This is a genomic window from Flagellimonas flava (genome assembly GCF_050617915.1).
GTDB lineage: Bacteria > Bacteroidota > Bacteroidia > Flavobacteriales > Flavobacteriaceae > Flagellimonas > Flagellimonas flava_A.
This window is the reverse complement of the sequence record NZ_JBODQE010000004.1, coordinates 261,718-285,486: the sequence shown is the minus strand read 5'-3', so window position 1 is coordinate 285,486 and position 23,769 is coordinate 261,718. Positions and strand designations below refer to the sequence as shown.

The following is a 23,769-nucleotide window of genomic DNA, read 5'->3' as shown; positions in this document are numbered from 1 at the left end:
CGGTTGGCCGTTCGATAGGCATGTGCAAAAGGAACGGTATAATTTACACCAAATCCCTTTACTACCGAGTTATTATTGTTCCAGCGCATAACCCCAAGGGAATCAACATAAACGTTATTGGCAGAATCCATTTCTTGGGTAAAACAATGAATCGTACATAAAACTAAACCGAAAAATATTAAGGCCTTTTTATTCTTTAAAGTTCTCATTAATCTAAAATTATTTTTGTTCTCAATTCTTAACGAGTGATTGATAAACCCGTTAATAATTGAGAAATGCAACAAAGTGTATTTCATTAAGAGATCTATAGTGGTTAATATGTGGAAATACAGCTGTTTTCCAAATGGATGAATTTTCATTTTCCAGAATCTTACCAACCACTGGTAGAGATTCCAGTTTAATTCTAAGTGCTCTTGTCCTATTTTTGCCACACGTCCATGGCTTTGTAATTCTGAATCTTACCCCCATATGGAAAGCCCACGGTTTCTGTAGAGGATTGCTTGAACAGTTCCTCCATCTCTTTCACAATATCTGTGTTGTGCCTTGCAATATCATTGGATTCAAAAGGGTCAACTCTCAGGTTGTACAACTCTGTTTTATTATTTAACCCATAGCGAATCGCTTTCCAATCACCTTTGCGAATGGCTTGTCTAAATCCACCATCTAGAAGTTCTTGCCACCATCCGTCCAATTGTAGCTCCCAGTATAAATATTCATGTTCTTTCTGAGGTTTACCGAGTAGTACAGGTAAAAAAGAAATACCATCTATGTCGTCACGAGTGTCCACTCCGGACACTTCACAAATAGTTGGCAATACGTCCCATAAAGTTGCTATATGGCTTGACGTTTTAGGTTGGATTCGTCCTTTCCAATATGCAATAAAGGGCACCTTTATCCCACCTTCGTAAAAGTCTCTTTTATAACCTCTAAGTTGACCATTACTATCAAAAAATTCATGATCATGCCCGCCTTCGCTGTGAGGACCATTGTCACTGGTAAATATTATTAGTGTATTCTCCAATAAATTATTGGACTCCAAATGAGAAAAAAGCCGCTTAATAAGTTTGTCTAAAATTGTTATCCTTCCAGCATGCTGCCGCTCTGTCTCAGGCCATCCCATATCGGAATATATATCTTGATCATTAATGTCATTTTCTGGAGTATGTGGTATTTTGTAGGACATCATCAGAAAAAAAGGGTCATTTTTATACCTATTGATAAAGTCAATGGCTTTATCGGTCCTTAATTCATCTCTTGAAACATAATCTTTGACCCAAACACTGTCAATGTTCAAGGGCACTCCTGATTCCCAAATTGTTTTTGGATCATTTGGATCATCTTTGTATTTATTCCATTGGCGATGAAAAGTATAGTCAAACCCTCTATTATGAGCCCAGGAATAAAGACTGTCTGGACTTTCTAAATGCCATTTACCTATGATGCCGGTTTTATAACCTTCTTTTTTTAAATATTCTCCAATAGTCAATTCTTGTCGTTTTAATGGCATTCTATACCACAAATCGTTTTCACCAATTGCGCTGTTGCCTCTAATTGAAGTATTTCCGGGATGCTTACCAGTCATAAGAGCAGCTCTTGAAGGTGAACAAACTGCGTTAGCATAAAACTGGTTGAACTTTACCCCTTTCATTGATAAGCTGTCCAAGAAAGGAGTTTTTATCATTTTTTGACCATAGCACCCCAATTCTCCATAACCCATATCATCAGCTAAAAGAAATATGATATTAGGTTTATTTTTAAATTTTTCGCTGGGATAAGATTTGATCTCGTTCTTGCATCCTATGAATAGTGAAAACAAAAAAATTATACATAAAATCCGGTTCAAATCACTCTGTTTTTTCATCTAAATACGATTATGGATTCAAGCTTTGGGAGTACTTTCCTAGCAAATTGTTTTTACCACTAATCAATAAAGGCGTCTCATCTCCAGACATTTTTATTAGGATTGAAGCAATTCCAGCCTTGCTTGTGCTCGGATTTTCTCCAATCAGTTCGGCTCCTCCTGCTTCAACCTCAAAAAAGACCTTTGTTGTATTATCTGTTGTTACTACATTTCCCAATTCATCGATCACTCTTGCGTTCAAAATCAATATATCCTCGGTGTCCATATCCCCGATCTTTATACCGGCGATATCTATGGATAATCTTAGTCCTTTTGCCCTCTCTGGAGTCCTAACAACATCAGTGGTAACTTCAGTACCATCAATAAAACCAATGGCCATCAATTCTCATGGAACATACTTTGGAATCTTGAAAATAAACGGAGGGTGTTTTAGATGTGAAGAATACTTATCCTTTTCTGGTACTTTTTTAGCAATTAAACCACCATTTAAATACAGTGCTACCTCACTACAGTTACTATAAACTTTTACTTCTGTTGGTGAATCCCTGTTCCAATAATTGGCAATTTTCACCATGGGACCTCCAATGTCTAATCCTCGAAACTTGACAGATTCATTAGGGGGTCTTTGACTTTGATAAAAGTAAAATGTAAACTTGGGAATCCTAAAAATATCGCTTATTCCTGAAGCCTCAAGGTCGTCCGAATACCCCCGGTTGTAATCGAACATGACCCAATTTGCATGTCCAATAGTATTTTCACCCTGACGATTTGAATTGGCCGCCTCCTGGAAGTTTAATGCCTGTTGTAAAAGTCTTTTTTCACCATGCTCCCTCAATTGCCTACTGGTCCTTTCCTCCTCTTTCAAGTCTTTAAAGGCTTTTTGGTTGAATCCTGCGTTTTGGGCATAATACTCCCAATCTCCATATTCAGCAATAAACACCTTTCGACCCTCTTTATCATAATCCATCCAATAATTTGGTGGTTTGCTATGTTGCCTTGCAGGAATGTAAAGATCAAATGATGGATGGTCTATCCATCCCGCACTGTATGTGTCAGGAAAAGGAAGTTCTTCCTTTAGAATTTTATTTGCTTTTATCATGTATTCCTCTGTCATTCCTGACTCGTTAAGAGAAGTTTCCCAAAAAACAATACTCGGGTGATTCCTATCCCTTCGCACCATATCTCTTATATCCTTGAAAGAATTGTTTTCAAATTCTCCCTCTTGATAGAACTGCCAACCAGGAATTGCGTTCATTACCAACAAGCCCAGCTCATCACATGCATCCAAAAACGATTCATCTTGAGGGTAATGTGACAATCTAACGAAATCAAATCCAGCTTGCTTTATCTTTACCGCATCCCTATAATTTGCCGCATTCGAGATGGCATATCCGACATAAGGGTATTCTTGATGCCTATTGGTTCCCCTTATGTACATTTTTTTCTCATTGAGAAAGAAACCTTCACTGTTCATCTCGATTTTCCTAATACCCACTTTTTGAGTCACGCTATCAACAATTTGGTCATTACTATATAGCTTGGTTGTAAGAGTATGCAAATAGGGTGAAGATGTGCCCCAAAGCTTTGGTTTGTCTATATTAAATGAGATGGAGAGTCCGTGGTCACTTTTTGACTTTACGGACACGACATCGGATTTTTGGAGCAGCGTTTTTCCATCAGGGTCCCTTAGGATTATTTCTGCATATAACTCTTTTTCTTTGCTGGATTCGTTCACCGCATGGATATTAATTTCACATTTTGCAGATACATCGGTTATCTCTGAAAAATGAACCAAAATTCCACCTCCGCCAATCTTGTTGGTCAGTATAGGGTCAGATATATACACGTTATTTTTAGTAATCAACTTGACATCTCTGTAGATTCCACCGTAATAGTTAAAGTCCAAATCCCTTAGTGGCTTACCAGGAGGGATAACGGGGTTGTCAGTATTCTTCACCTTCACTTTTACGGAATTTTTACCTTCTCTTAAATGATTTGAAATATCGATTGTGAACGGTAGGTATCCCCCTTTGTGGTGTTTAACGTATTGTTCGTTCAACCACACTTCCGATTCATGCATCACGCCCTCAAATTTCAAGAATAGTTTTTCTTCACCTTGGGAATAGTGTTCAAACTCTTTTTTGTACCACATGACCCCCTGCCATTGGTCATTTACAACCAAGGGCTCAATCCTTGGAACGTGGGGCACTTCTATTGAAATGCTTTTTGAGAATATACTGTCTTGGCTAAACTTCCAATCCTTGTTGAAATCAATATATTGTGGAGCCTCTAGGATTTGTTTAGCTTCGCTTTTTAAAACATGCGCCAGCAACCCAAATACCATAAACAATGAAAGGGTAAAAAGAAATATTTTGATGCTATTTTTCATTTTTTGATCTGATAAAATCAAGTTCTAATAAAGGTTTAAGTAGAATTGGAATTTGTAAAGTATAGGACTTAGACAACATCTATTTAACAAGGTGTTTTATTGTATCAACCCAAATTTCATAGCCTTTTTCGTTCAAATGCACTCCGTCATATGAATAATCCATATTCATAAAATCAGAACTACCTATATAGAGCGGATGTAAATCAATAATTTTGTACCCTTCATTTTGTGCGTTTAATCTTATAAATTCGTTGGTCGATTTTATTTTTTCGACAATTGAAGCAGTATTTGCAGGTAATATAGTTTGGACAAAAATTTCTGTGTTTGGGCTTTCTTTTTCTAGTTTCTCTACAATTTTCAATATGTTTTCAAATACTTCCCGACCTGATATTTTCTCATTAAAAAGATCATTAATTCCTATCAAAATAAACACCTGGGTTGGCTTGAAATAGGTCACTTCCTTCATTCTTGCAAGAACACCTTCGGATGTATCTCCGGAAATCCCCCTATTTTTGGCATTTTTCCTACTTATTTTTTCATTCCAATCCCCACCCTCTTCGGTAATGCTATTTCCCAAAAAAACGATATCCCCTAATTGAAGAGGATTCTTTTTAAATTCTGCAATTCTTTGAGGATAATGTTGTTTTGTAAATTCAGAATGGGAAGCAATCACCAAATCTGCAGGCGGATACAGGCTTTCCAAAACCTCGCTTGCGGTGACCGCCGTATTTGAATCATCTTCAACGGTTTTTGGAGAATTCATACATGAGTTGAGCCCAATTATAGAAACTAAAGATAGCATTATCAAGACCATGTGTTTGTTCATGAGATGTTCTTTTAGGAATGATTTTGATATGATTTATTGCTTCCTCTTAATTCAATTATCGGAAAGGAATGAGGGCATTCCCTTCCGACATGAATTTTGATATGATAATATTACTCCAAGGTTATTGTTTTATCATTACCATTAATGGTAAGCACATAAGAACCTGAAGTGCCTGTAAACAAGAAGTTCTTATCAGCAGAATCTTGCTCGGTAAAATTTGAATCTATGGCATAACCTTCACCGGCATAAAATGCATAGTTGTTATTAGTGTCCCAAGTATTGAAAATTTGGAAAAAACGGAAGATTCCACCATTGTTCAAAGATATTTCGGCAGTCCAGACATTTTCAGTTAACTGAGGAAACTCAACAGTATCATTATTAAAGCCCCAACCCCCTGGTACTGCATCGCCAACAGCCCACAGAGAAGGCAAGGTCTCATATTCTTCCAACGTGATTCTCTTACTATTGGCATTGATGGTCAAGGTATATGTGCCCGGAGTACCAATAAATCTAAAATTTTCATCACTACTACCATCGTTTTCAAAATTTGCATCTATGTCAAAACCTTCATTTATGTAATAGGAGTAGTTATTATTGGTATCCCATGTCCCAAATTCTTGAAAAAATCTAAAGATTCCGGTGTTCAACTCTAGATTGGCAGTCCATATTCCACTAAAAGTTTGTGTGAACTCTATGGTATTGTCATTGAAATCCCATCCACCAGGCACTGCATCACCAACAGCCCAAACTGACGGAAATGGACCAGACCCCAACAGGGTAATTGTTTTAGCATTATCATTTATCTCCAGTATATACTCACCTATTGTACCGACAAACCTAAAGTTCTGGTCCCCATCTCCAGCATTTTCCAAATTGGAGTCTATCGTGTAACCTTGGTCATCATAGTATGCGTAATTTAAGCCGCTTGCCCAATCATCCTTAATGGTAAAGAACCGGAAAGTACCTGGTGAAAGGTTTACTGTAGCTCTTCTGATCCCAAAAATTGGAGATTCCATCAAAGTGGCATCATCAAAACTCCATCCCCCAGGCAAAGCATCACCCAAAGCATAGTACGATTCGGAAACTACAGGTTCTACGACAATGCTTTTTGTTTCACCATCAATTTCTAAGGAGTACAGACCTGGTGTACCTTCAAAAACAAAATTGTCATCATTGTCATTGGCATCTTTCAGTTTTGAATCTATGCTATACCCTCTATTTATGAAGTATTGATAACCTACCCCTGATGTCCAATCCCCGTCTGTGGTAAAAAATCTGAACTTGTTTTCTGCCAGATTCAATTCGATAACATTTTTATTTTCATTGCAAGACAGCTCAATTGCATTGTCCCAATCCCATAATGCCTCTGGTACACCATCTCCCAATGCCCAAATTGACTGGCAATTATATTCAGGAACGTAATTGTCATTGAAAATGTTCATTCCCAGAGTAGGATTACCAGAATTATCAAATAATGTAGCATTGTCCCAATGAGATCCTTCCCCAAATAATGTTGAACATCCTGTTGAAACCCATGCCGGTTCCCAATAAACCAGCCCAAATCCATTTCCTTCCTTTATTTCCTGTTTTAAATCCAAGAGAAAATCCAATTGACCCTGTTGGCTTGCCGGATATACGGTTTTACCAAGAATATTATTTGCTGCATCGGCATTTTCAAGTGTAAAAGGGTAGGCCGTTTCCACAACCATAACCTTCTTATTGAAATCTGAACCTAAAGCTGCAATGGCATCTGAGAGATCAGATACTTTATATTCTGACCAGGTAGGGTAGTATGATATTCCTATCCAATCATAATTGACCACACCGTTTTCCCTAGCTTGTTCAAACCACCATAAGGCATTTTCTGGCTGGGCTATATGTAACATTACTTGTACCCTGGCTTCATGTTTTTTAGAAATATCACGGACTGCCTGAATAGCATTATTTAATAAAATTGCACTTCGGTCCCAATTAATTTCAAACCACCCACTTTCTTTATTCAATATATTGCCATTGATTTCATTACCCAATTGAACAATCTCTGGTAGTAGGTCTTTGGCTGCTAAATTGTCCAAGGTTTCATATGTATAGTCATATAATCTTTGGGCCAATTCTTCCGTATTGTCAACAACATCTAACCAAGCCTTGGGCGCTACTTGGTTCCCGGGATCGGCCCAAGTATCGGAAAAGTGGAAGTCCAGAAGAATGTCCATTCCCTGTTCCTTAGAGTTGCTTATTGTCTTCTCAACGTCTTCGATATTGGAATAGGATGTCCATTCTGATGGATCGTTCCATAATCGTACTCTTACTAAATCATTACCTGCATTTTGGAAAATCTCATAGGGATTTGCACTATTTCCAGACAAATCATTATAACTAGCACCGCAGTCTAACATTTCGTTTAAGTACGAAAGATCCGAGCCTACAAAAAACTTCTGTTCAAAAGTATTTTGAACTTCAATATCAAAATCTTCTGCATTCATTACTTCATATGTCTCCTCACACCCAAAAAAAAGAGCTAAGAATAGTATAGAAGTCAAAAAATAAATTGTTTTTTTCATCTTTTTGGTTCTTATCCATTAATATCCAGGGTTTTGCTCTATTGTGCCACCACCTTCCAGAATTACTTCGGCCGGTATTGGGAAAAGAAGATGTTTTGAACTTGCGCTGGTAGCACCTCGTTCAATAGCCTTTTCAATAAACTTTCCATGTCTTATCAAATCTTGTCTTCTATGGCCTTCAGAAAAGAGCTCGCGTCCTCGTTCGTCCAAAATGGCATCTCTAAATTCTTCTTGCGTCATACCATTCCATTGCAAAACTCCTGCTCGGTCTCGTACCTGATTTACATACTGGTACGCATCGGACGGCCCCCGTTGTTCATTTATGGCCTCTGCTACCGATAGTAAAACATCTGCATATCTAAAAATTACCCAATCTATGGAATAGCTTGGACCGCTTCCTTGTCCTTCTATGCTTGTATATTTTAAAGGTATTGCACCACGCAACCCATTGTCCCGATCAACAAGGTCACCACCGCCACTCTCGAATTCAGTAATAATTGTGTTGGTTCTTAGGTCACCATTTTCGAACTTATCATAAAACTCCCAGGGCATAGAATAACCATACCATCCACCACCACGTTCAATTAATTTGGATCCGGCAAAACCTTTCGCATAATTTCCTGGGAACAAATGCTGCATATACCAATTGGGAACCGCTTCATTGCTGGCAATAGAGTAAATAAGCTCGTTATTTCCCGTTTCAATGAAGACATCTTCGTAGTTTGCTAAAAGCGCATAGGAACCTGAGTTAATAATATCTTTACCTATTGTTTCCGCTTTTGCCCATTCTTTTTGATGCATATATAATTTGAGCAATAGTACCCTTGCCACACCTTTGGAGACCCTTCCCCAATCTGAAGTACCATTATATTTTTCAGGTAATTCATCTGTGTTAATTGCATCCAATAAATCTTGTTCTATGACTCCTGTATAGTCTTCATCTGATAATCTAGGTGTGATAGCAATATCGCTTAATGTCGAAGGATCTACTTTAACATTAACAGCCCCAAAGAAGTCGTATAATATATACATCAGCCAAGCTCTTAAGGTCTTAGCTTCTGCCAGGTATCTATTTTTAACAACATCATCAACTGAAGAATTTTCGATTTTGTCAATTACATCTGTTGCCCTTGCTACATATCTAATTCTTGAATAGGTGGAAGCGCCTGTGCCCGAATAGGTTGCTGGTCCCCAAGTAAAGTTTAGGATGTTTGCATCCCAATCATTATATAACTCGTCAGTTGTAAGCTCACTTCGTAATAAATAGGTTCTATTATTAGCATTGTATAGGTAAGTGTACCATATACCTATTCCCGGGTCTTGCCCGCCCCAGTCTATAGAAAATGAGCTATACAATGCAACCAAAGCCGCATTGAAATCATTTTCAGTCTGAAAAAAATTTTCAGGCGTCAGATCACTAAATACTTTGGAATCCAGTTCATCTTCACAACCCATGCTTAAAAATGACAAGGGCAATAAGCAGATGAAAAATCGGAAATACTTTAATTTGTTTTTCATAATTATTTTTTTTGAGTTAAAATTGGATGTCAACCCCCAAGGTAGATGAAAGAGCTTGAGGGAAAGGGTTCGTTGCATTCAGTTCCGGATCAAATCCATCGAAATTTGTAAATAATGCTACATTCTGAAAATCTAGGAATACCCTTACTTTTTGAAATGGTATACCAGAGTTTTGAGAAATTGGAAGATTGTATCCAAGATTTATGTTCTTTATCCTCAAAAACCAAGATTTTTTTAACAAAAAGTCTGTTGTTCCGGTAGGATTATTTCCAGCGAATGGATTTGAGGCTATGCCAGGAAGAATTCCGTCTGGATTGTCAAAAGACCATACATCTCTTGCACTAGTAAGCGTATTTGAAGGCGTGGAGTTTGAAAGTCTAAATGTATTCGGAAAAAAACCGAATCCTCTTGGAGCACCGGCGTTACCATAAGCAAACGCACTTAAGGTGAAGTTCTTATATCTAAAGTTTGTTCCTAAACCAAAATTGACCCTCGGTCCCCAAGTTCCAAGGTTAACAACATCATTTTCATCCAAAATTCCATCATTATTTTGATCTACAAACCTGATATTACCGGGGAAAGCTCCAGCCATGTGATTTGGAACTTCTTCAAGCGATCTAATTATTCCATCAGTTTGCCAGCCGTATATAGCGTTTAAGTCATCATTTTCTCCAATATAATTGGGAAGTGGTACATTTGGATTGCGTTCCAACCATTCAGCCCTACTTGAGGTGAATGTAAAATTTGTTGCCCACTCAAAGTTATTGGTTAATATATTGGTCGTTGTAAGGGCTACATCGATTCCCCGTGCACGGGTAGAACCGACATTCGTAACAATTCTGCCCACTGCATTGTTTGAAGGTAGCGGATCAAAATCTATTAAATCCTTTGCCTTCTTTTCATAAACTTCTACACTACCGCTAATTCTATCGCTAAAAAACCCAAAATCCAGCCCAAGATCAATACTGGTATTTGTCTCCCACCTAAAGTCTGGATTGGCAACTTGTGATAGCACAACCCCTGGCTGGACAACATTGCCGAAGGTGAATTCACCACTTATACCGTATAGCTGAAGTGCATTATCTGCTAGAACAACATTACCAACTTCTCCATAACCAACTCGAAGTTTGAGATTAGTGATTTTTGAATCCTGGAGAAATGGTTCCTCACTAATCCTCCAGGCTGCAGAAATACCTGGAAAAACACCCCATTTGTTATTTGTTGCAAAATTACTTGCCCCATCCCGTCTTACAACTCCGTTTAGAATGTACTTCCCATTTATTGTATAGTTAACCCGAGCAAACTGCGAAAGTCTACTTGTTTCAAAACTAAAAGAATCTTGTGTGTTCCTTAGCAATTCATCCGCAATACCAACATTGTCGAAACCAAGCGCATCTGTAAAAAATCCAACCGCCTGTAGGCTAAAGCCATCACCTAAAGTTTTATATACGCCAGCACCTAGCACAGCGGATAATGTACTTTTACCGAATGATTTTGTATAAGTTAAAAAAGCTTCACCTGTGTAGGCGTCATTTCTATTTGTCGCCAACTGAGCCATCCCATTAGGCAGAAGGGTATGTTCCGCTATCGAGGGAATAAAAAATTTCCTTGTGGATGTTGTTCTATCCATACTTCCTACCAAGGACAGGGTAAGCTCATTGAACAATTGAACATCCAAATTTGGTGTAATGGAAAATCTATTGGTACGCAACTCATCATCTATAGTCAGAAATGCGAGAGGGTTAACAATAAGAGTGTTGTAAGTTCTAGAGAAACTCCCATCCTCTTCTAATATTGGAATTGTTGGAGCAAAAGCATAAGCGGATTGCAACATGTTAAACTTCTCACTACCACCTCCATTAGCCCCTGTGGACGCATTATTACTGTTAATCTGGCTTAGGTTAGTTTTCAAATTTAAGTTGAATCTTTCCCCAAGTTTTTGGGTAAGATTGAATCTTGCAGTGAATCTTTGAAAATCAGATCCCTTTAAAATTGTTTCGTTGTCATAAAAATTAAATGATGAGTATATCCGAGTATTTTCTGTTCCTCCATTTATGGACAGATTATGCTCTTGAATGAAACCGGATTTAATCAAAGCTCCCACATAGTCCACTCCCTGACCAGCATTTTCGATATCACTCTGGCTAAAAAAGGGAACAAATCCATCTTCTGGAGCGTTTTGTGATCCATATGGGGCAAATTTGTTGTCAAAAAGATACCTGTCGAAAGCTAGCCTATTGTGCTGCCTCATAAAGTTTTCGGCATTAAGAAATTCTAGGTAATCTTTAGGTGTCTGCACTGTTGTTGTAACCCTATAGTCAACTGTCGCCTTTCCAACTCTACCTTTTTTTGTTGTAATGAATATTACACCATTTGCTGCAGCAGATCCATAAATGGCAGTGGTACTAGCATCTTTTATCACATCAACAGACTCAATATCAGCTGGGTTTATTGTTGATAATGGACTTCTATCTACCCCGCCGAAGAAACCCAAATCTGAATCATTAAGGCCTGGTTCAGGGGAACTGTTAATAATTGGCACACCATCAACAACATAAAGTGGCTCTCCACTACCTCTGGGAGAAATATCCGCTCTAATATTTGCGCTTACTCTTGCACCTGGCTGAGCAGTACTTAACCCTAGATTCAATCCTGCTACCCTGCCCTGTAGCATTTGATCAACAGAAGTATTTGCTGCCTGTCTAATGTCATCAACCTTAACGTTCGCAACAGCACCAGTAGATTCTTTTAATGTTGTTGAACCATAACCTATTATGACCACTTCGTCTAGTTGTGAAGTGCTTTCCTTCAAATTTATTATTATATTACCTTGGCCATTAATCGAGACTTCCTTCGTTTCAAATCCAATATAAGAAACTTCCAACGTGACATTACCATTCGAAACTACCAAAGAAAAATTACCATCAAAATCTGTTTGAGTTCCATTTGTTGTCCCTTTTTCGATAACACTAGCACCAGGAAGTGGGCTTCCTAATTCATCTTGCACAATTCCTTTTATCTCCATCTGGGTCAATTGCTTACCCTGAACTTCCATTTTTATCGGATTTGAATAAACTGAATGCCCAACTATCCACAATCCAATTAAAAATAAGACTTTCAAAAACCCTGTATTCGGTTTTATGGGTGCATTAATCATACGTTTGTTTTTTTTCATAATGTTCAGTTAGTTTTCTGTATGTGGTTTACTTAATCTTCTTAAATTAGTCAGCTTAAGGGAACATTCATCTGATGAATGTTCCCTTTTAAGAACTAACTAACTCAAAACTTGTCTGCAATTAACCTTATACGGAAAAATACAGAGGGGAAAGATTCAATTTAATAAGGGGGTCGAATTCATTTTTACCACCTGCCAATGTTCATTAGAACACCAGAACCCATCTGTATATAAAACTGAACATCTATTTGAGTAAAATGCTAGGATTCTTCTGTCTTTCTTAGAAAACTAGAAGGAGGTACACCAAATCTTTGTTTAAACAGCTTACTGAAGTATTTTCTATCCGAATAACCTACTTTATAACACACTTCTGAAACTGAATTGGATTGGTTTTCCAAAAGTTTTTTCGCAATCCTTAGTTTATAATCCCTTATAAATTCAACCATATTCATGCCAGATAAGGCCTTAATTTTCTTGTATAAAACAGAATGACTCATACCCATTTCTCTTGAAAGTTGGTTTGCTCCAAAATCTGGGGCATCAAGGTTACCTTCAATTAATTCCGTAAGTTTTTCCAAAAACTCTTGATCGGTACTTGTCAAAGCGAGATCTCTTGGCAAAATCAATCCATCAGCGTTGAATTTCCTTCTTATCAATTCCCTATTTTGAAGTATGCTTTTTACTTTTGCTAAGAGCAGTTCTTCATTAAATGGTTTGGTTACGTAGTCATCCGCACCTATATCATAGCCTCTTAGTTTATCATCCATTGAGGTAAGCGCCGTAAGTAGAATAATGGGAATATGGCTTGTTGCAACACTTGTTTTTAATATCTTACAAAATTCCATTCCATCCATCTCTGGCATCATGATATCGCTAATTATCAAATCTGGAACTTGTTCAAGAGCAACCTTTAATCCATCTTTACCATTAGAAGCTTCAACAATTATGTAGTTGGCATCCAATACCTCATTAATATATCTCCTTAACTCTTCATGATCTTCAACAATTAAAATAGTCTGCGCAGAATCCGAACTAATCATTTCAAACGGCTCATCGGCATTGTCTTCCCCTACAAAAAATGCTGGAAGTGGAAGTGAGTTCTCAATAATGGATTCCGAAGGAAAGTGTTTTTTGCCCATCGAAAGGATGATTGTAAATTCACTTCCTCTACCTTCCATGCTATCTACCTTTATCTGACCATGGTGTAACTTAATGATTTCATGGGCGATTGAAAGCCCGATTCCAAAACCTGATTTCTCGGTAACAGTATTCTGATAAAAACGATTAAATATATTTGATAGTTTTTCTTCAGGAATACCATCCCCAGTATCTGATATTCTAATAAAAACTTGTTTTTTTTGGGTAGTAATCCCTATTTTAATTCTACCCTTTTGGGGTGTAAATTTGAAGGCATTTGAGACAATGTTTATTATGGTCTTTTCCAACTGCCTCTTATCAAACCAAAGCGGGATTCTATCATTTGCAGTAATAAATTGAAAGTCAATGCCTTTATCTATCGCTTGTTGGCCAAAGGCCAAGTAGATTTCCCTGATAAAACCTACTATATCATATTCAGAAACTTCCAATTTTATGGATCCAGCCTCAAGTTTTCTGAAGTTGAGCAATTCTTCCATCAGATTGATTAATCTCGTTGCATTTCTGTCCACAGTTTTAAGACGTCTTTGGTCTTTCAGGGAAAGGGATTCATTGCCCAGTCCATTGAGAGCACCCATAATCAGGGTCAACGGCGTTCTAATTTCATGAGATATGTTCATGAAAAAACGTTGCTTTATATTGTGTACTTCCTCATTTTTTTCATTAGTGATTTGTTCTAGTCTTAAATTCGCTTTCATTCTTTCCCAGGCAACAGTGTACCTGCGCAACCAATAAAGAACCAACAAAAATAACAGAGCGTAGAGCATATAGGCCCACCATTCAAACCAAAAAGGCTTAAGGACCTCAACTTGAATTGAAGCTTCATTAACCCCCCATTCCATTCCCTTTTCCCTACTTTTTACCTTAAATGTGTAGTTTCCACTCTGAAGGTTTGTATATGTAGCATTCCGTTCGCTTCCAATATCCCGCCATTCAGAATCAAAATTTTCCAGTTTTATCGCATACTCCATTCTGGATGCAAATGGAAATTGTAAAGCGGAAAAATTAAAAGAAATGACATCCTGATCATATCCTAAAGTCACTTTATCCGTCAATAAAATATTTTTCTGGAGAATCCCTGATTTCTCTATTGGAACGGATTTATTGAACAATTTAAAATCTGTAATAATGACCGCAGGAGGCTGTTCGGGATTATATAATTTAACTGGGTTGAATGACATTACACCTTGCAACCCTCCAAAATAAAGCGTACCAGAATTGTCGACAAAGGCAGAATTTATATGAAACTCATCATGCAAACTTGGGAAGCTCGCAAATTTATTTTTATCATAATCGAAATTAAAAACCCCATCTTTAGTTCCGAACCATATTTTTCCATAGTTATCCTCTACAATGGATACCACGGAAGCATATCTTAGTGCTTCATGGCCATCAAACCTTTCCATACAATCTTCCTTGGGGTCATAACGATTGACACCATTGCCAGCTGTACCAATCCATAAAAAACCCTTAGAGTCTTTGAGGATAGAGAAAGTATTGTCCGAACTTATTGAGTTTTCACTGTCTTCATCATACCTAAAATGTTGAAACTCCTTTGTTTCAGTATCCATTAGATTCACACCCCCTCCGAATGTTGCTATCCATAAATATTTACCGTCTTTTTCGAGTGAAACTATATTATTACTGCTCAAAGAATTCTTACTTCCTGTTTGTTTGGAATAATGGGTAAATGTATTGGTATTAGATTCTAGATAGCTTAGCCCTCCTTCCCACGAAGCAATCCAAAAGTTATTTTCATTGTCTTCAACAATATATCTGATGTCATTATATTTTAGTGGACTTTGTTCATCCTCATGTTGAAACTTTTTCAACAATCTCCCCCTTGAATCAATATTTATCAAACCTTTTGTAAAAGTGCCTAGCCAAAAGGTGCCGTCCGAAGCCTCCGTAATATATTGAACATAGCTAGCGCCCAGTTCATTTTCTTTCAATAGACGTGTAGCTCCTGAAGTGTTGTCATGTATTGTCAGGCCATCTCCGTCAAGTCCCATAAGGAACGTGTCGCCCGTTTTATATATTGACAATACTGGAGAGGTACTTTCCCCATTAATATCACTTAAAACAATGTTGTAACTATTAGTTCTGTCCAAATAATTTATACCATTCCAAGCGGTCCCAATCCAAATATTGTTATTGTCGTCCACAAACGCATCATATATTGCATTTCCACTTAGTGAAGACGTAACCTGCGAATTGTGGGTATGCCATTTAACAGTAGGATTACTATTTGAATTAATGATATTTAGCAGTCCGTTACCATCTGTTCCAATCCAAAAATTCCCCTGCACATCTTTTTTTATGGTTCGAACGATGTTGATGTTCTTATTAAAATTCAGTCTGCCATCAAGAAAATTAGAAATCTTTCTGTTCTCAATATCCAATAGTAATAGACCTGCTCCACTGGTTCCAATCAGAAATTCATCTTTATTGAGTGCGGTGATTACATGTATGAAATTTAAATGTGGGTCGTCCAACAAAATATCTTCAAGGATCTGTTTGTTTTCATTGTACAACTTAAGCCCGTTGCCAAATGTTCCGATAAGAAGACCATGTTCAGTTTCCAAAAAGCAAGTAACTCCACTTGAAAAGCTATTCAACCAGGAAACAAATTTTCCAGTTCCTTTGTCTAAAAGACAAAACCCGTTCGGGGTGCCTATCCAAATATTTTTTTTGGAATCCTCATAAAGGACATTGATCCTATTAGAAGAAATCGAGGCTTTGTCATCTGGGTCATTCCTGAAAACTTCAAAATCATCATTTGTACTATTATAAAGGTGCAAGCCTCCATCACTCGTACCAACCCACATTTTATGGGAAGAGTCAATTAAAATATCGGTGATATCATTTGAATTTAGGTTACTATTTTGTTGATTATATATTTTCACATCAAGTCCGTCATAACGGTTAAGGCCGTTATTTGTCCCAATCCAAACAAACCCATTAGATTCCTTCACAATTGAGTTGATTCGATTGTTCGAAAGACCATTGGAGCGGTCTATCTTATCAAAAATAGGTTGAGTCAGGCCAGAGCTATCCTGTGGGTGCGCCCCAGTTAAAAAAAGAAGGCACCCAAAAAAGACAAGTCCATTTCTTAGAAGCCACATGTCATTTATTTTTTGCCAATTGTACAATTTGATTCAATAAACCTAGAACCCAAATCTCTACAGAATTTAAGCTTTTTTATCAGGACGCCGAAAATTTATAGGTAATCATGGAACAATATTCCTCTTCTGGGTTCAAAACTGTAGATGGAAAATTATGGTGATTTGGGGCATCTGGATAGCCCTGTGGTTCAACACACAGCGCAGATCTTTTTTTATAAATGGATTGCCTTTTCCCCTTTATAGTTCCATTTAGAAAATTTCCAGAGTAAAATTGAATGGCAGGTTGGTTGGTAAAAATTTCCATTATCCTTCCTGTATGCGATTCAAATACCGTTAAGGCCTTTTTATATTTATAATCCAGTCCGTCCAAAACCAAACTATGATCAAAACCATTTCCCCTTTTCATCTGAGTATGGCGCATGTCAATTCTATCTTTAAGAGAAGAGAGTTGCCCAAAATCAAATGGAGTGCCTTTTACACTATCAATTGAGCCGATTGGTATTGATTCATTATCAATTGGAATGTACCTTGAAGCATTGGTTTGTATAAAATGACTATTTAAATCTTCACTTTCACAACCTTTTAAGTTAAAAAATGGGTGGTAGGTCAGATTAACAATGGTGCTAGTATTCGTTGATGCTCGAAATTGTATCTGCAATTCGTTTTTGTCGGTTAGGCTAAAATTTGCTTTTACTTCCAAACGTCCCGGATATCCCTCTTCCCCTTCTTTGGAAACATGGCTCAATCGTAAATTTTGTTTATCCTTATAATCAACGGTCCAAACAACATTGTTGAAACCCTTTTTACCTCCATGTAAATGATTTTTTTTATCATTAATACTTAATTCAAAAGGGATTCCGTTCAACGTAAATTTACCCCGCTTGATTCTGTTGCAATAGCGCCCAATAATAGCTCCAAAATATTGAAAACCGTTCTTTTGAGCATCCTGAATACATGAAGGACCCAAGATAATATCCTCAAAAGCTCCATCTTTATCTGGCACCCATAAAGATAATAACCGACCTCCATAATTGGTAAACTCAGCAACGTATCCGTTATTATTTTCCAGAACAAAAAGATCTACATCCAATCCGTCGATCTTTGTTCTGAACTCCTCTCTTTTTAAATAGTTGATTTCATCTTGTATCATCTCCTAAATGGTTATTAAAACTATGCTTATTGACATAACTTGCGGTAACCCTAGAGGGTCATTATTTTTTTCTTTGTCCATTTTCAAACATACAGATCAAGTCTTTAAAGATTTTGCAAAATTTTAATTTGAGGATCTTATCCTTTATTTTGGCCTACTCTATTTTATTTCTATTGACAATCCTTTCCAGTTCATACTGTAATTCACGAACCACCTCTTCATTTTGCATAGCCACGTTAACCTGTTCACTAGGGTCAATAATCATATTATAAAGTTGGGGAATAGTATCAAGACCACTTTCAATATCTTTTGAACATAGCCATTTGGGGAATTCTTTTACAGAAGATATGGGCTGTATATATTTCCAATCTTTGGTTCTTAGACTTAAAGTGAAGGATTCTTCCAAAAGATACTTTCTGCCAGTCTTGCTTCGTCCTAAAAGTGCTTTGATTAGGTTTTTGCTGTCTAGAGCTGAACCTTCTTTTATAGCTACATCTAACAATCCACGTAGTGAGTCATAAAAGTCGACCTGACTAATAAGAGCATCGCTCTCCCCTGGTTTAACAAAACCTGGCCAATAGACTATGGTTGGTACTCGTGTACCTCCCTCAAATGCACTGTACTTGCCTCCACGATATTCGCCGGCAGGAACATGTTCCCCTAGCATTTTTGCAGCAAAATCGTCATAACCATCGTTCAAAACTGGTCCATTGTCACTTGTAAAGATCACCAAGGTATTTTTTTCAAGACCAAGCCTTTTTAGCTCTTCCATTATTCTTCCCGTCATCCAATCCATTTGTACGATTGCATCACCTCTCGGGCCCATTTTACTCGTACCTTGGAACCTTTCGTTTGGTAATCTTGGCACATGAATATCGTGGAATGAGAAGAAAAGAAAGAAAGGATTCTCTTGGTTCTTCTTGATAAAACTAATCGCCTTGTCTGTAAATACATCAGGAAAGTCCTCATCCTTCCAAATGGCTGTTTTACCTCCTTTCATCAGGCCTATGCGCCCAACGCCATTAATAACAGTTTGACTATGGTCAGAATCTGAACTATAACGGATCGAATCAGAGGCATTCAACGCCTTTGTCTTTTTAGTAGGGGCCTTATAGGACACCCAGATTGGGTCGCTTCTGTCCAAGTTCAATACCTTATGGTTTTCTAAATAAACCGTAGGCACTCGATCTCCTGTGGCAGGAAGCAAAAAACTGTAGTCAAAACCAATTTCCAATGGCCCAGGGATAACATTTATATTCCAGTCCAAATTGCCAGCACCCAATCCTAAATGCCATTTTCCTACAACAGCATTGGTATACCCAGCTCTTTTCAACATCTTTGGCAAGGTAGCCTTCGCTGTATCTATCAACAATGGTGCATCCCCGGATAAAACTTTTGCTTTGTTCCTAAAAGCATATTCACCTGTCAAGAGTGAATATCTTGAAGGTGTGCAAGTTGCAGCTGGACTATGTGCATCGGTAAATTTTAAACCATTTACCAAAAGATTGTCCACATTCGGGGTCTTTACACCCAAGGCTCCATAAGAACTCAAGTCCGCATATCCCAAGTCATCGACATAAAAAATTACGATATTGGGCTTTTTTAATTCCTCGATGGCCATATCAACTCTCAAACATCCTGAAAGGAAAGAGAGTAGAAATATATGTTTTATAAAAATCAGGTGAACCCTTGTTTTTTTGGGTATTTCACCACCAACAATCATTGCGCTATGTTTTTTGCTTAATATAGTCTTAGTTCATTATCCATAGTCAATTTGTGATTCAACAAATTGCCTTTTATTAATCTTGTTCCATTATAATTTATCTTTCTGTCTTTAATTCGATCAAGTAGCGTCCTTGCGGTAATTCTCCCAATTTTTTTAGCTTGCAGGTCAATTGAAGCGCAGGGAAGACGTTTCAATAAATTTATGTTACCAAAAGTAGCAACTTGAATATTATCAAAAACTTCAGCGGAAAGTCCAGTTAAAATTCCACTCAATAAATTATAACTTGCATAGTCTAAACAAAGTATCCCATCAAATTTTCCTTCTTCAATGACTTCAGAAATTTTATTGATTAAATCGGCCTTTTGATAAATTAAGACTGAATTTAAAGTATGGGATAGTCCAAAAAAATTCAATGCCTGTTTAAAACCATCAATCTTTGCCCTTGTGTTTATGATATCATCTTCCGTGCTTATTGCAACTATGTTATTACATTTTTGACTTCTGTGCAGATATTCAACCAATTGAAATGAAACCGTTGAAAAGTCATTCAAGATTTGGTCACATTTAACCATTGGATTCTTTCTGCCAAAAAGAACCATTGGAATGCCATCATTAATAGGTACGGACATACTTTTATTGGAAGCTTTAACAAGTGTTTCTTGAGCATTGCTTATAATAAGACCATCTACAAAACCGTTGCTTAACGACTTTAAAACCTTTGCTTCTTTTGATATTGAATCATCGGAAACCGCTACCATCATAGCATAGCCATTTGCTGATAAATACCTTTCAATTCCAGAGAGAACTTCGGAAAAGAATATATCTGTCAATGTAGGTACAACAACACCTATTACTTTGGTTGATCCTGTTCTAAAACAAGAGGCCAATTTATTTTGTCTGTAATTATAGATTACAGCTGTTTCCTTTACTCTTTCTTTTGTTTTTTCGCTTATTTCTTTACTATCAGAAAGAGCTTTGGACACGGTTGATATTGAAAGGTCCAGCAATTGAGAAAGCTCACGTAAAGTTGTTCTGTTATTCGCCATTGACCTTTGTTCTTATTTTTTTCTCCCATTCCCATGCAGATTTTACCATTTCCGACAAGTCACGTTTTGCTTTCCATTGAAGTTTTATGTTAGCCAAATCTGGCAATGATATCAATTCTGGAACATCTCCCTCCCTTCTTGCGGTGACTTCATAATTCAGTTGTTTTCCAGAAACTTTCTCAAATGCATGAATGATTTCCAACACTGTGTACCCTTTTCCGGATCCTAGGTTAAAAACTTCCATTGTTTTTTCATTTTCTCTATCAAGCAATCGCTTTAAAGCTTTAAGATGGGCCTCCGCTAGATCAACCACATGAATATAGTCCCTTATTGGGGTTCCATCTCGTGTGGGATAATCGTTCCCAAATACAAGTAATTTTTCCCTAACACCTGCTGCGACTTGCGTAATGTAAGGCATCAGGTTATTTGGTGTACCCGTGGGAAGTTCTCCTATTATTCCAGATTCATGAGCACCAATTGGATTAAAATACCTTAATGAGATAATGGATAGCGAATCATTTGAGACAATAAAATCTTCCATGATTTCCTCCGCAATCTTTTTTGAGTTCCCATAAGGCGAGAAAGGTCTCTTCATTTCAAAATCCTCAGAAATTGGAACATTATCCGGTTTACCGTAAACTGTTGCCGAAGATGAAAAGATGAAATTGTTTATTTGATTGTCTACAGTACACTCAAGTGTGTTCATAAGCGAGGACAAATTGTTATAATAGTATTGCAAGGGTCTTTTTACTGACTCACCGACTGCTTTAAGCGCAGCAAAATGTATGAGCCCTTTGGCATCATTGTGCTTGGCAAAAACATCTGCGCATTGCTTTTTATAGGTCAGGTCGACAACTTCAAGTTTAGGTTTTGTACCTGTTATTTCCTGGATTCCAACGACTGTTTCCTTGGAAGAGTTGGATAGGTTATCAATTAGAACAACCTCATAGCCAGATTCAATAAGTGAAACCGCAGTATGTGATCCTATATACCCTGTGCCACCTGTCACCAATATCTTGGTTTTCATATTGCGATTGTGTTTCTTATTGTCAAAATCTCTGACCCCTAGTTCTTTACAGGCAATTTTTTATCAGTTTTACTGTTTGCTCTGGTGTAATATCACGCTGCGGCGAACCAAACATTTCATAGCCCACCATAAACTTCTTTACCGTGGCGGTTCTCAAAAGTGGGGGATAGAAGCTCATATGCCAATGCCAATGCTCATTTTTCCTGCCGTTCGTGGGCGCTTGGTGGATTCCGTTTGAATATGGAAACGAGCAATTAAAGATTTTGTCGTATGCCGAGGTAATGGTTGAAATTGCATCGGCAAATCCGATTTCATCCGCTTCAGATAAGTCCCCAATATCAGTTTGGTGCTTTTTTGGAATGATCATCGTCTCAAATGGCCATACGGCCCAAAAGGGAACAATGACCACACATGTATCGTTCTCATATATGATACGTTCCATTAATTCCAGTTCTTGGTCAAGGTATATTCCCAAAAGTGACTTTCCATTGTCACGAAAATATTCCCTCTGGCTATAATCCTTTTTGACAACTTCATTGGGAAGGGTCGACTGGCTCCATATTTGGCCATGGGGATGGGGATTGCTGCATCCCATTATTGCTCCCTTATTCTCAAAAATTTGGACATAATTGATAAAATCATGATTGCCCAGTTCGGCATATTCCCTCTTCCATGCTTTTATCACTTTGGCGATGTCCTGCACATCCATTTGGGCCAAGCTCTTACTGTGGTCAGGGCTAAAACAAACTACCTTGCAAATTCCCCTCTCTCCTTCAGCCCATAAAAGTCCGTCTCTTTTTACTTCTTGAACAGAATCCCTTTGCAGTGCTGCAAAATCATTTTCGAATATGAAAACATCCCCATAGTCAGGGTTAATCTCCCCATTGGCCCTTTTGTTTCCTGGACACAGGTAGCAATCAGCGTGGTATTGCAATCTATATTCATTTACCACCTCTTCTTCTTGTCCTTGCCAAGGCCTTTTGGCCCTATGCGGAGATACCAATACCCACTCCTGTGTAAGGATATTAAATCGTTTATGTGAAAAATTCTGTAAATCCATTTTTATTCGTTCAGTAAATATGTTCCATCAGAAATGGAAACATGGTACACACTACATGTTACTCCAAACTTGTTTTTATATGCCATTTCTACTTTTTCAATATAATTTTGACCCTCACCTTTCTTCACAAGATTAATCGTACATCCTCCAAAACCACCACCCATCATTCGTGCACCAATTACCCCATTATCCTCTCGGGCCATATCAACTAAAAAATCAAGTTCGTCACAACTGACCTGATACTCTTTGCTCAACCCTTCGTGTGAAGAGAACAACAAGTTGCCAAGTCCAGCCATGTCCTTATTTTCAAGACAGATAGCAGCGCGTTGTGTCCTTTGGATCTCTTGGATTACAAATTGGGCCTTTTGATAATCAGCTAGTGTGATCTTACCAGATAGGGTCGTCAACTCTTCTTCGGATACATTCCTCAAGGCCTTTTTTCCAAGCATACTGGAAATCTTTTCACAAACATTACGCCTGTCATTGTATGCACTATCGGATAAAGTATGCTGTACATTGGTATTGATCAGTACCAATTCGTGGGAATCAAAATCCGCTTCATAGGATACAACATCCAGGCTTTTACAGTCAAGCAGAAGAAAATTGTCCTTTTTGCCGAACATGCTTGCATATTGATCCATAATTCCGCATTGCACACCTACGAATTCATGTTCCGCTTTTTGTGAAATCTTGACCATTTCTTCCCTGCACAGACCAAGATCAAAAAGAGTATTGATTGCAAAAACAATACTGTTCTCCAAAGCAGCGGAAGAGGAAAGTCCAGATCCAGCTGGTATATCACCAGCAAAGACCATATTGAAGTTTCCAAGGGGCAAGAATCTTTTTTGTAGTTCATGGATAATACCTAAAAGATAGTTTCGCCACCCCCCATTGTTCTGTTTCGATACTTCATCCAATCCGAATCGATAGGTTTCTTCAAAATCCAGGGCGGTGGCATAGCAACATGAATCTTCATTTCTTCCTATTGCCACTATTATGCCCTTGTCAATCGCAGCAGGAAAAACAAAACCGTCATTGTAATCAACATGTTCCCCAATTAGATTGATTCTCCCTGACGCCTTTACCATGATTGGATCATCACTGAATTGTGCTTTGTAATTACGTTTGACCTTATGAAGCAATTCCATGT

Annotated in this window: 14 protein-coding genes; all 14 read right to left on the bottom strand. The window is 37.7% G+C overall.

Features of this window, described 5'->3' with window-relative positions; translation table 11 throughout:
• Window positions 1-418: 418 nt before the first annotated feature.
• The 14 genes from ACRHOZ_RS12550 to galK all read right to left on the bottom strand — a co-directional run bounded on the left by ACRHOZ_RS12550 (window position 419) and on the right by galK (window position 23,767).
• Window positions 419-1,861 (bottom strand): sulfatase-like hydrolase/transferase, encoded by a 1,443-nt coding sequence (locus ACRHOZ_RS12550; RefSeq protein ID WP_431126124.1) that lies wholly within the window; start codon window positions 1,859-1,861, stop codon window positions 419-421.
• 10 nt (window positions 1,862-1,871) lie between these two features.
• Window positions 1,872-2,243 carry a hypothetical protein gene (locus ACRHOZ_RS12545; RefSeq protein WP_431126122.1) on the bottom strand — a complete coding sequence of 124 codons (372 nt, stop codon included), beginning with the start codon at window positions 2,241-2,243 and terminating at the stop codon, window positions 1,872-1,874.
• Window positions 2,244-2,246: 3 nt separating this feature from the next.
• Window positions 2,247-4,250 carry a glycoside hydrolase family 2 TIM barrel-domain containing protein gene (locus ACRHOZ_RS12540; RefSeq protein ID WP_431126120.1) on the bottom strand — a complete coding sequence of 668 codons (2,004 nt, stop codon included), beginning with the start codon at window positions 4,248-4,250 and terminating at the stop codon, window positions 2,247-2,249.
• A 79-nt stretch (window positions 4,251-4,329) separates the two neighbouring features.
• The gene (locus tag ACRHOZ_RS12535; protein ID WP_431126118.1) at window positions 4,330-5,076 is read right to left on the bottom strand and encodes a GDSL-type esterase/lipase family protein; all 747 of its coding nucleotides are present in this window, start codon (window positions 5,074-5,076) and stop codon (window positions 4,330-4,332) included.
• Window positions 5,077-5,186: 110 nt separating this feature from the next.
• Window positions 5,187-7,637 carry a glycoside hydrolase family 53 protein gene (locus ACRHOZ_RS12530; protein WP_431126116.1) on the bottom strand — a complete coding sequence of 817 codons (2,451 nt, stop codon included), beginning with the start codon at window positions 7,635-7,637 and terminating at the stop codon, window positions 5,187-5,189.
• Window positions 7,638-7,655: 18 nt separating this feature from the next.
• Entirely contained in the window at window positions 7,656-9,155 is a 1,500-nt protein-coding gene (locus ACRHOZ_RS12525) for a RagB/SusD family nutrient uptake outer membrane protein (RefSeq protein ID WP_431126114.1), read from the bottom strand.
• 16 nt (window positions 9,156-9,171) lie between these two features.
• The gene (locus tag ACRHOZ_RS12520) at window positions 9,172-12,330 is read right to left on the bottom strand and encodes a SusC/RagA family TonB-linked outer membrane protein (protein ID WP_431126112.1); all 3,159 of its coding nucleotides are present in this window, start codon (window positions 12,328-12,330) and stop codon (window positions 9,172-9,174) included.
• A 260-nt stretch (window positions 12,331-12,590) separates the two neighbouring features.
• Window positions 12,591-16,610: a hybrid sensor histidine kinase/response regulator transcription factor gene (locus tag ACRHOZ_RS12515; protein ID WP_431126110.1), complete on the bottom strand. Its 4,020-nt coding sequence runs from the start codon at window positions 16,608-16,610 to the stop codon at window positions 12,591-12,593.
• A gap of 79 nt (window positions 16,611-16,689) precedes the next feature.
• The gene (locus tag ACRHOZ_RS12510) at window positions 16,690-17,760 is read right to left on the bottom strand and encodes an aldose epimerase family protein (protein ID WP_431126108.1); all 1,071 of its coding nucleotides are present in this window, start codon (window positions 17,758-17,760) and stop codon (window positions 16,690-16,692) included.
• 154 nt (window positions 17,761-17,914) lie between these two features.
• Window positions 17,915-19,483, bottom strand: coding sequence for a sulfatase family protein (locus ACRHOZ_RS12505; protein ID WP_431126106.1), 1,569 nt, complete (start codon window positions 19,481-19,483; stop codon window positions 17,915-17,917).
• A gap of 17 nt (window positions 19,484-19,500) precedes the next feature.
• Window positions 19,501-20,532, bottom strand: coding sequence for a LacI family DNA-binding transcriptional regulator (locus ACRHOZ_RS12500; protein ID WP_431126104.1), 1,032 nt, complete (start codon window positions 20,530-20,532; stop codon window positions 19,501-19,503).
• Complete coding sequence (gene galE / locus ACRHOZ_RS12495; RefSeq protein ID WP_431126102.1) at window positions 20,522-21,559, bottom strand: UDP-glucose 4-epimerase GalE; 1,038 nt, start codon at window positions 21,557-21,559, stop codon at window positions 20,522-20,524. Before galE ends, ACRHOZ_RS12500 begins: the two co-directional genes overlap by 11 nt.
• A 46-nt stretch (window positions 21,560-21,605) precedes the next feature.
• The gene (locus tag ACRHOZ_RS12490) at window positions 21,606-22,625 is read right to left on the bottom strand and encodes a UDP-glucose--hexose-1-phosphate uridylyltransferase (protein WP_431126367.1); all 1,020 of its coding nucleotides are present in this window, start codon (window positions 22,623-22,625) and stop codon (window positions 21,606-21,608) included.
• Window positions 22,622-23,767, bottom strand: a complete 1,146-nt coding sequence (gene galK, locus ACRHOZ_RS12485) for a galactokinase (protein ID WP_431126101.1) — start codon at window positions 23,765-23,767, stop codon at window positions 22,622-22,624. Before galK ends, ACRHOZ_RS12490 begins: the two co-directional genes overlap by 4 nt.
• Window positions 23,768-23,769: the final 2 nt, after the last annotated feature.

What these genes read in the sequence shown, in the direction of transcription:
- ACRHOZ_RS12550 (WP_431126124.1), bottom strand. Translation starts at nt 1,861, where the DNA reads ATGAAAAAACAGAGTGATTTGAACCGGATTTTATGTATAATTTTTTTG.
- ACRHOZ_RS12540 (WP_431126120.1), bottom strand. Translation starts at nt 4,250, where the DNA reads ATGAAAAATAGCATCAAAATATTTCTTTTTACCCTTTCATTGTTTATG.
- ACRHOZ_RS12535 (WP_431126118.1), bottom strand. Translation starts at nt 5,076, where the DNA reads ATGAACAAACACATGGTCTTGATAATGCTATCTTTAGTTTCTATAATT.
- ACRHOZ_RS12530 (WP_431126116.1), bottom strand. Translation starts at nt 7,637, where the DNA reads ATGAAAAAAACAATTTATTTTTTGACTTCTATACTATTCTTAGCTCTT.
- ACRHOZ_RS12525 (WP_431126114.1), bottom strand. Translation starts at nt 9,155, where the DNA reads ATGAAAAACAAATTAAAGTATTTCCGATTTTTCATCTGCTTATTGCCC.
- ACRHOZ_RS12520 (WP_431126112.1), bottom strand. Translation starts at nt 12,330, where the DNA reads ATGAAAAAAAACAAACGTATGATTAATGCACCCATAAAACCGAATACA.
- ACRHOZ_RS12515 (WP_431126110.1), bottom strand. Translation starts at nt 16,610, where the DNA reads ATGTGGCTTCTAAGAAATGGACTTGTCTTTTTTGGGTGCCTTCTTTTT.
- ACRHOZ_RS12510 (WP_431126108.1), bottom strand. Translation starts at nt 17,760, where the DNA reads ATGATACAAGATGAAATCAACTATTTAAAAAGAGAGGAGTTCAGAACA.
- ACRHOZ_RS12505 (WP_431126106.1), bottom strand. Translation starts at nt 19,483, where the DNA reads ATGATTGTTGGTGGTGAAATACCCAAAAAAACAAGGGTTCACCTGATT.
- ACRHOZ_RS12500 (WP_431126104.1), bottom strand. Translation starts at nt 20,532, where the DNA reads ATGGCGAATAACAGAACAACTTTACGTGAGCTTTCTCAATTGCTGGAC.
- galE (WP_431126102.1), bottom strand. Translation starts at nt 21,559, where the DNA reads ATGAAAACCAAGATATTGGTGACAGGTGGCACAGGGTATATAGGATCA.
- galK (WP_431126101.1), bottom strand. Translation starts at nt 23,767, where the DNA reads ATGGAATTGCTTCATAAGGTCAAACGTAATTACAAAGCACAATTCAGT.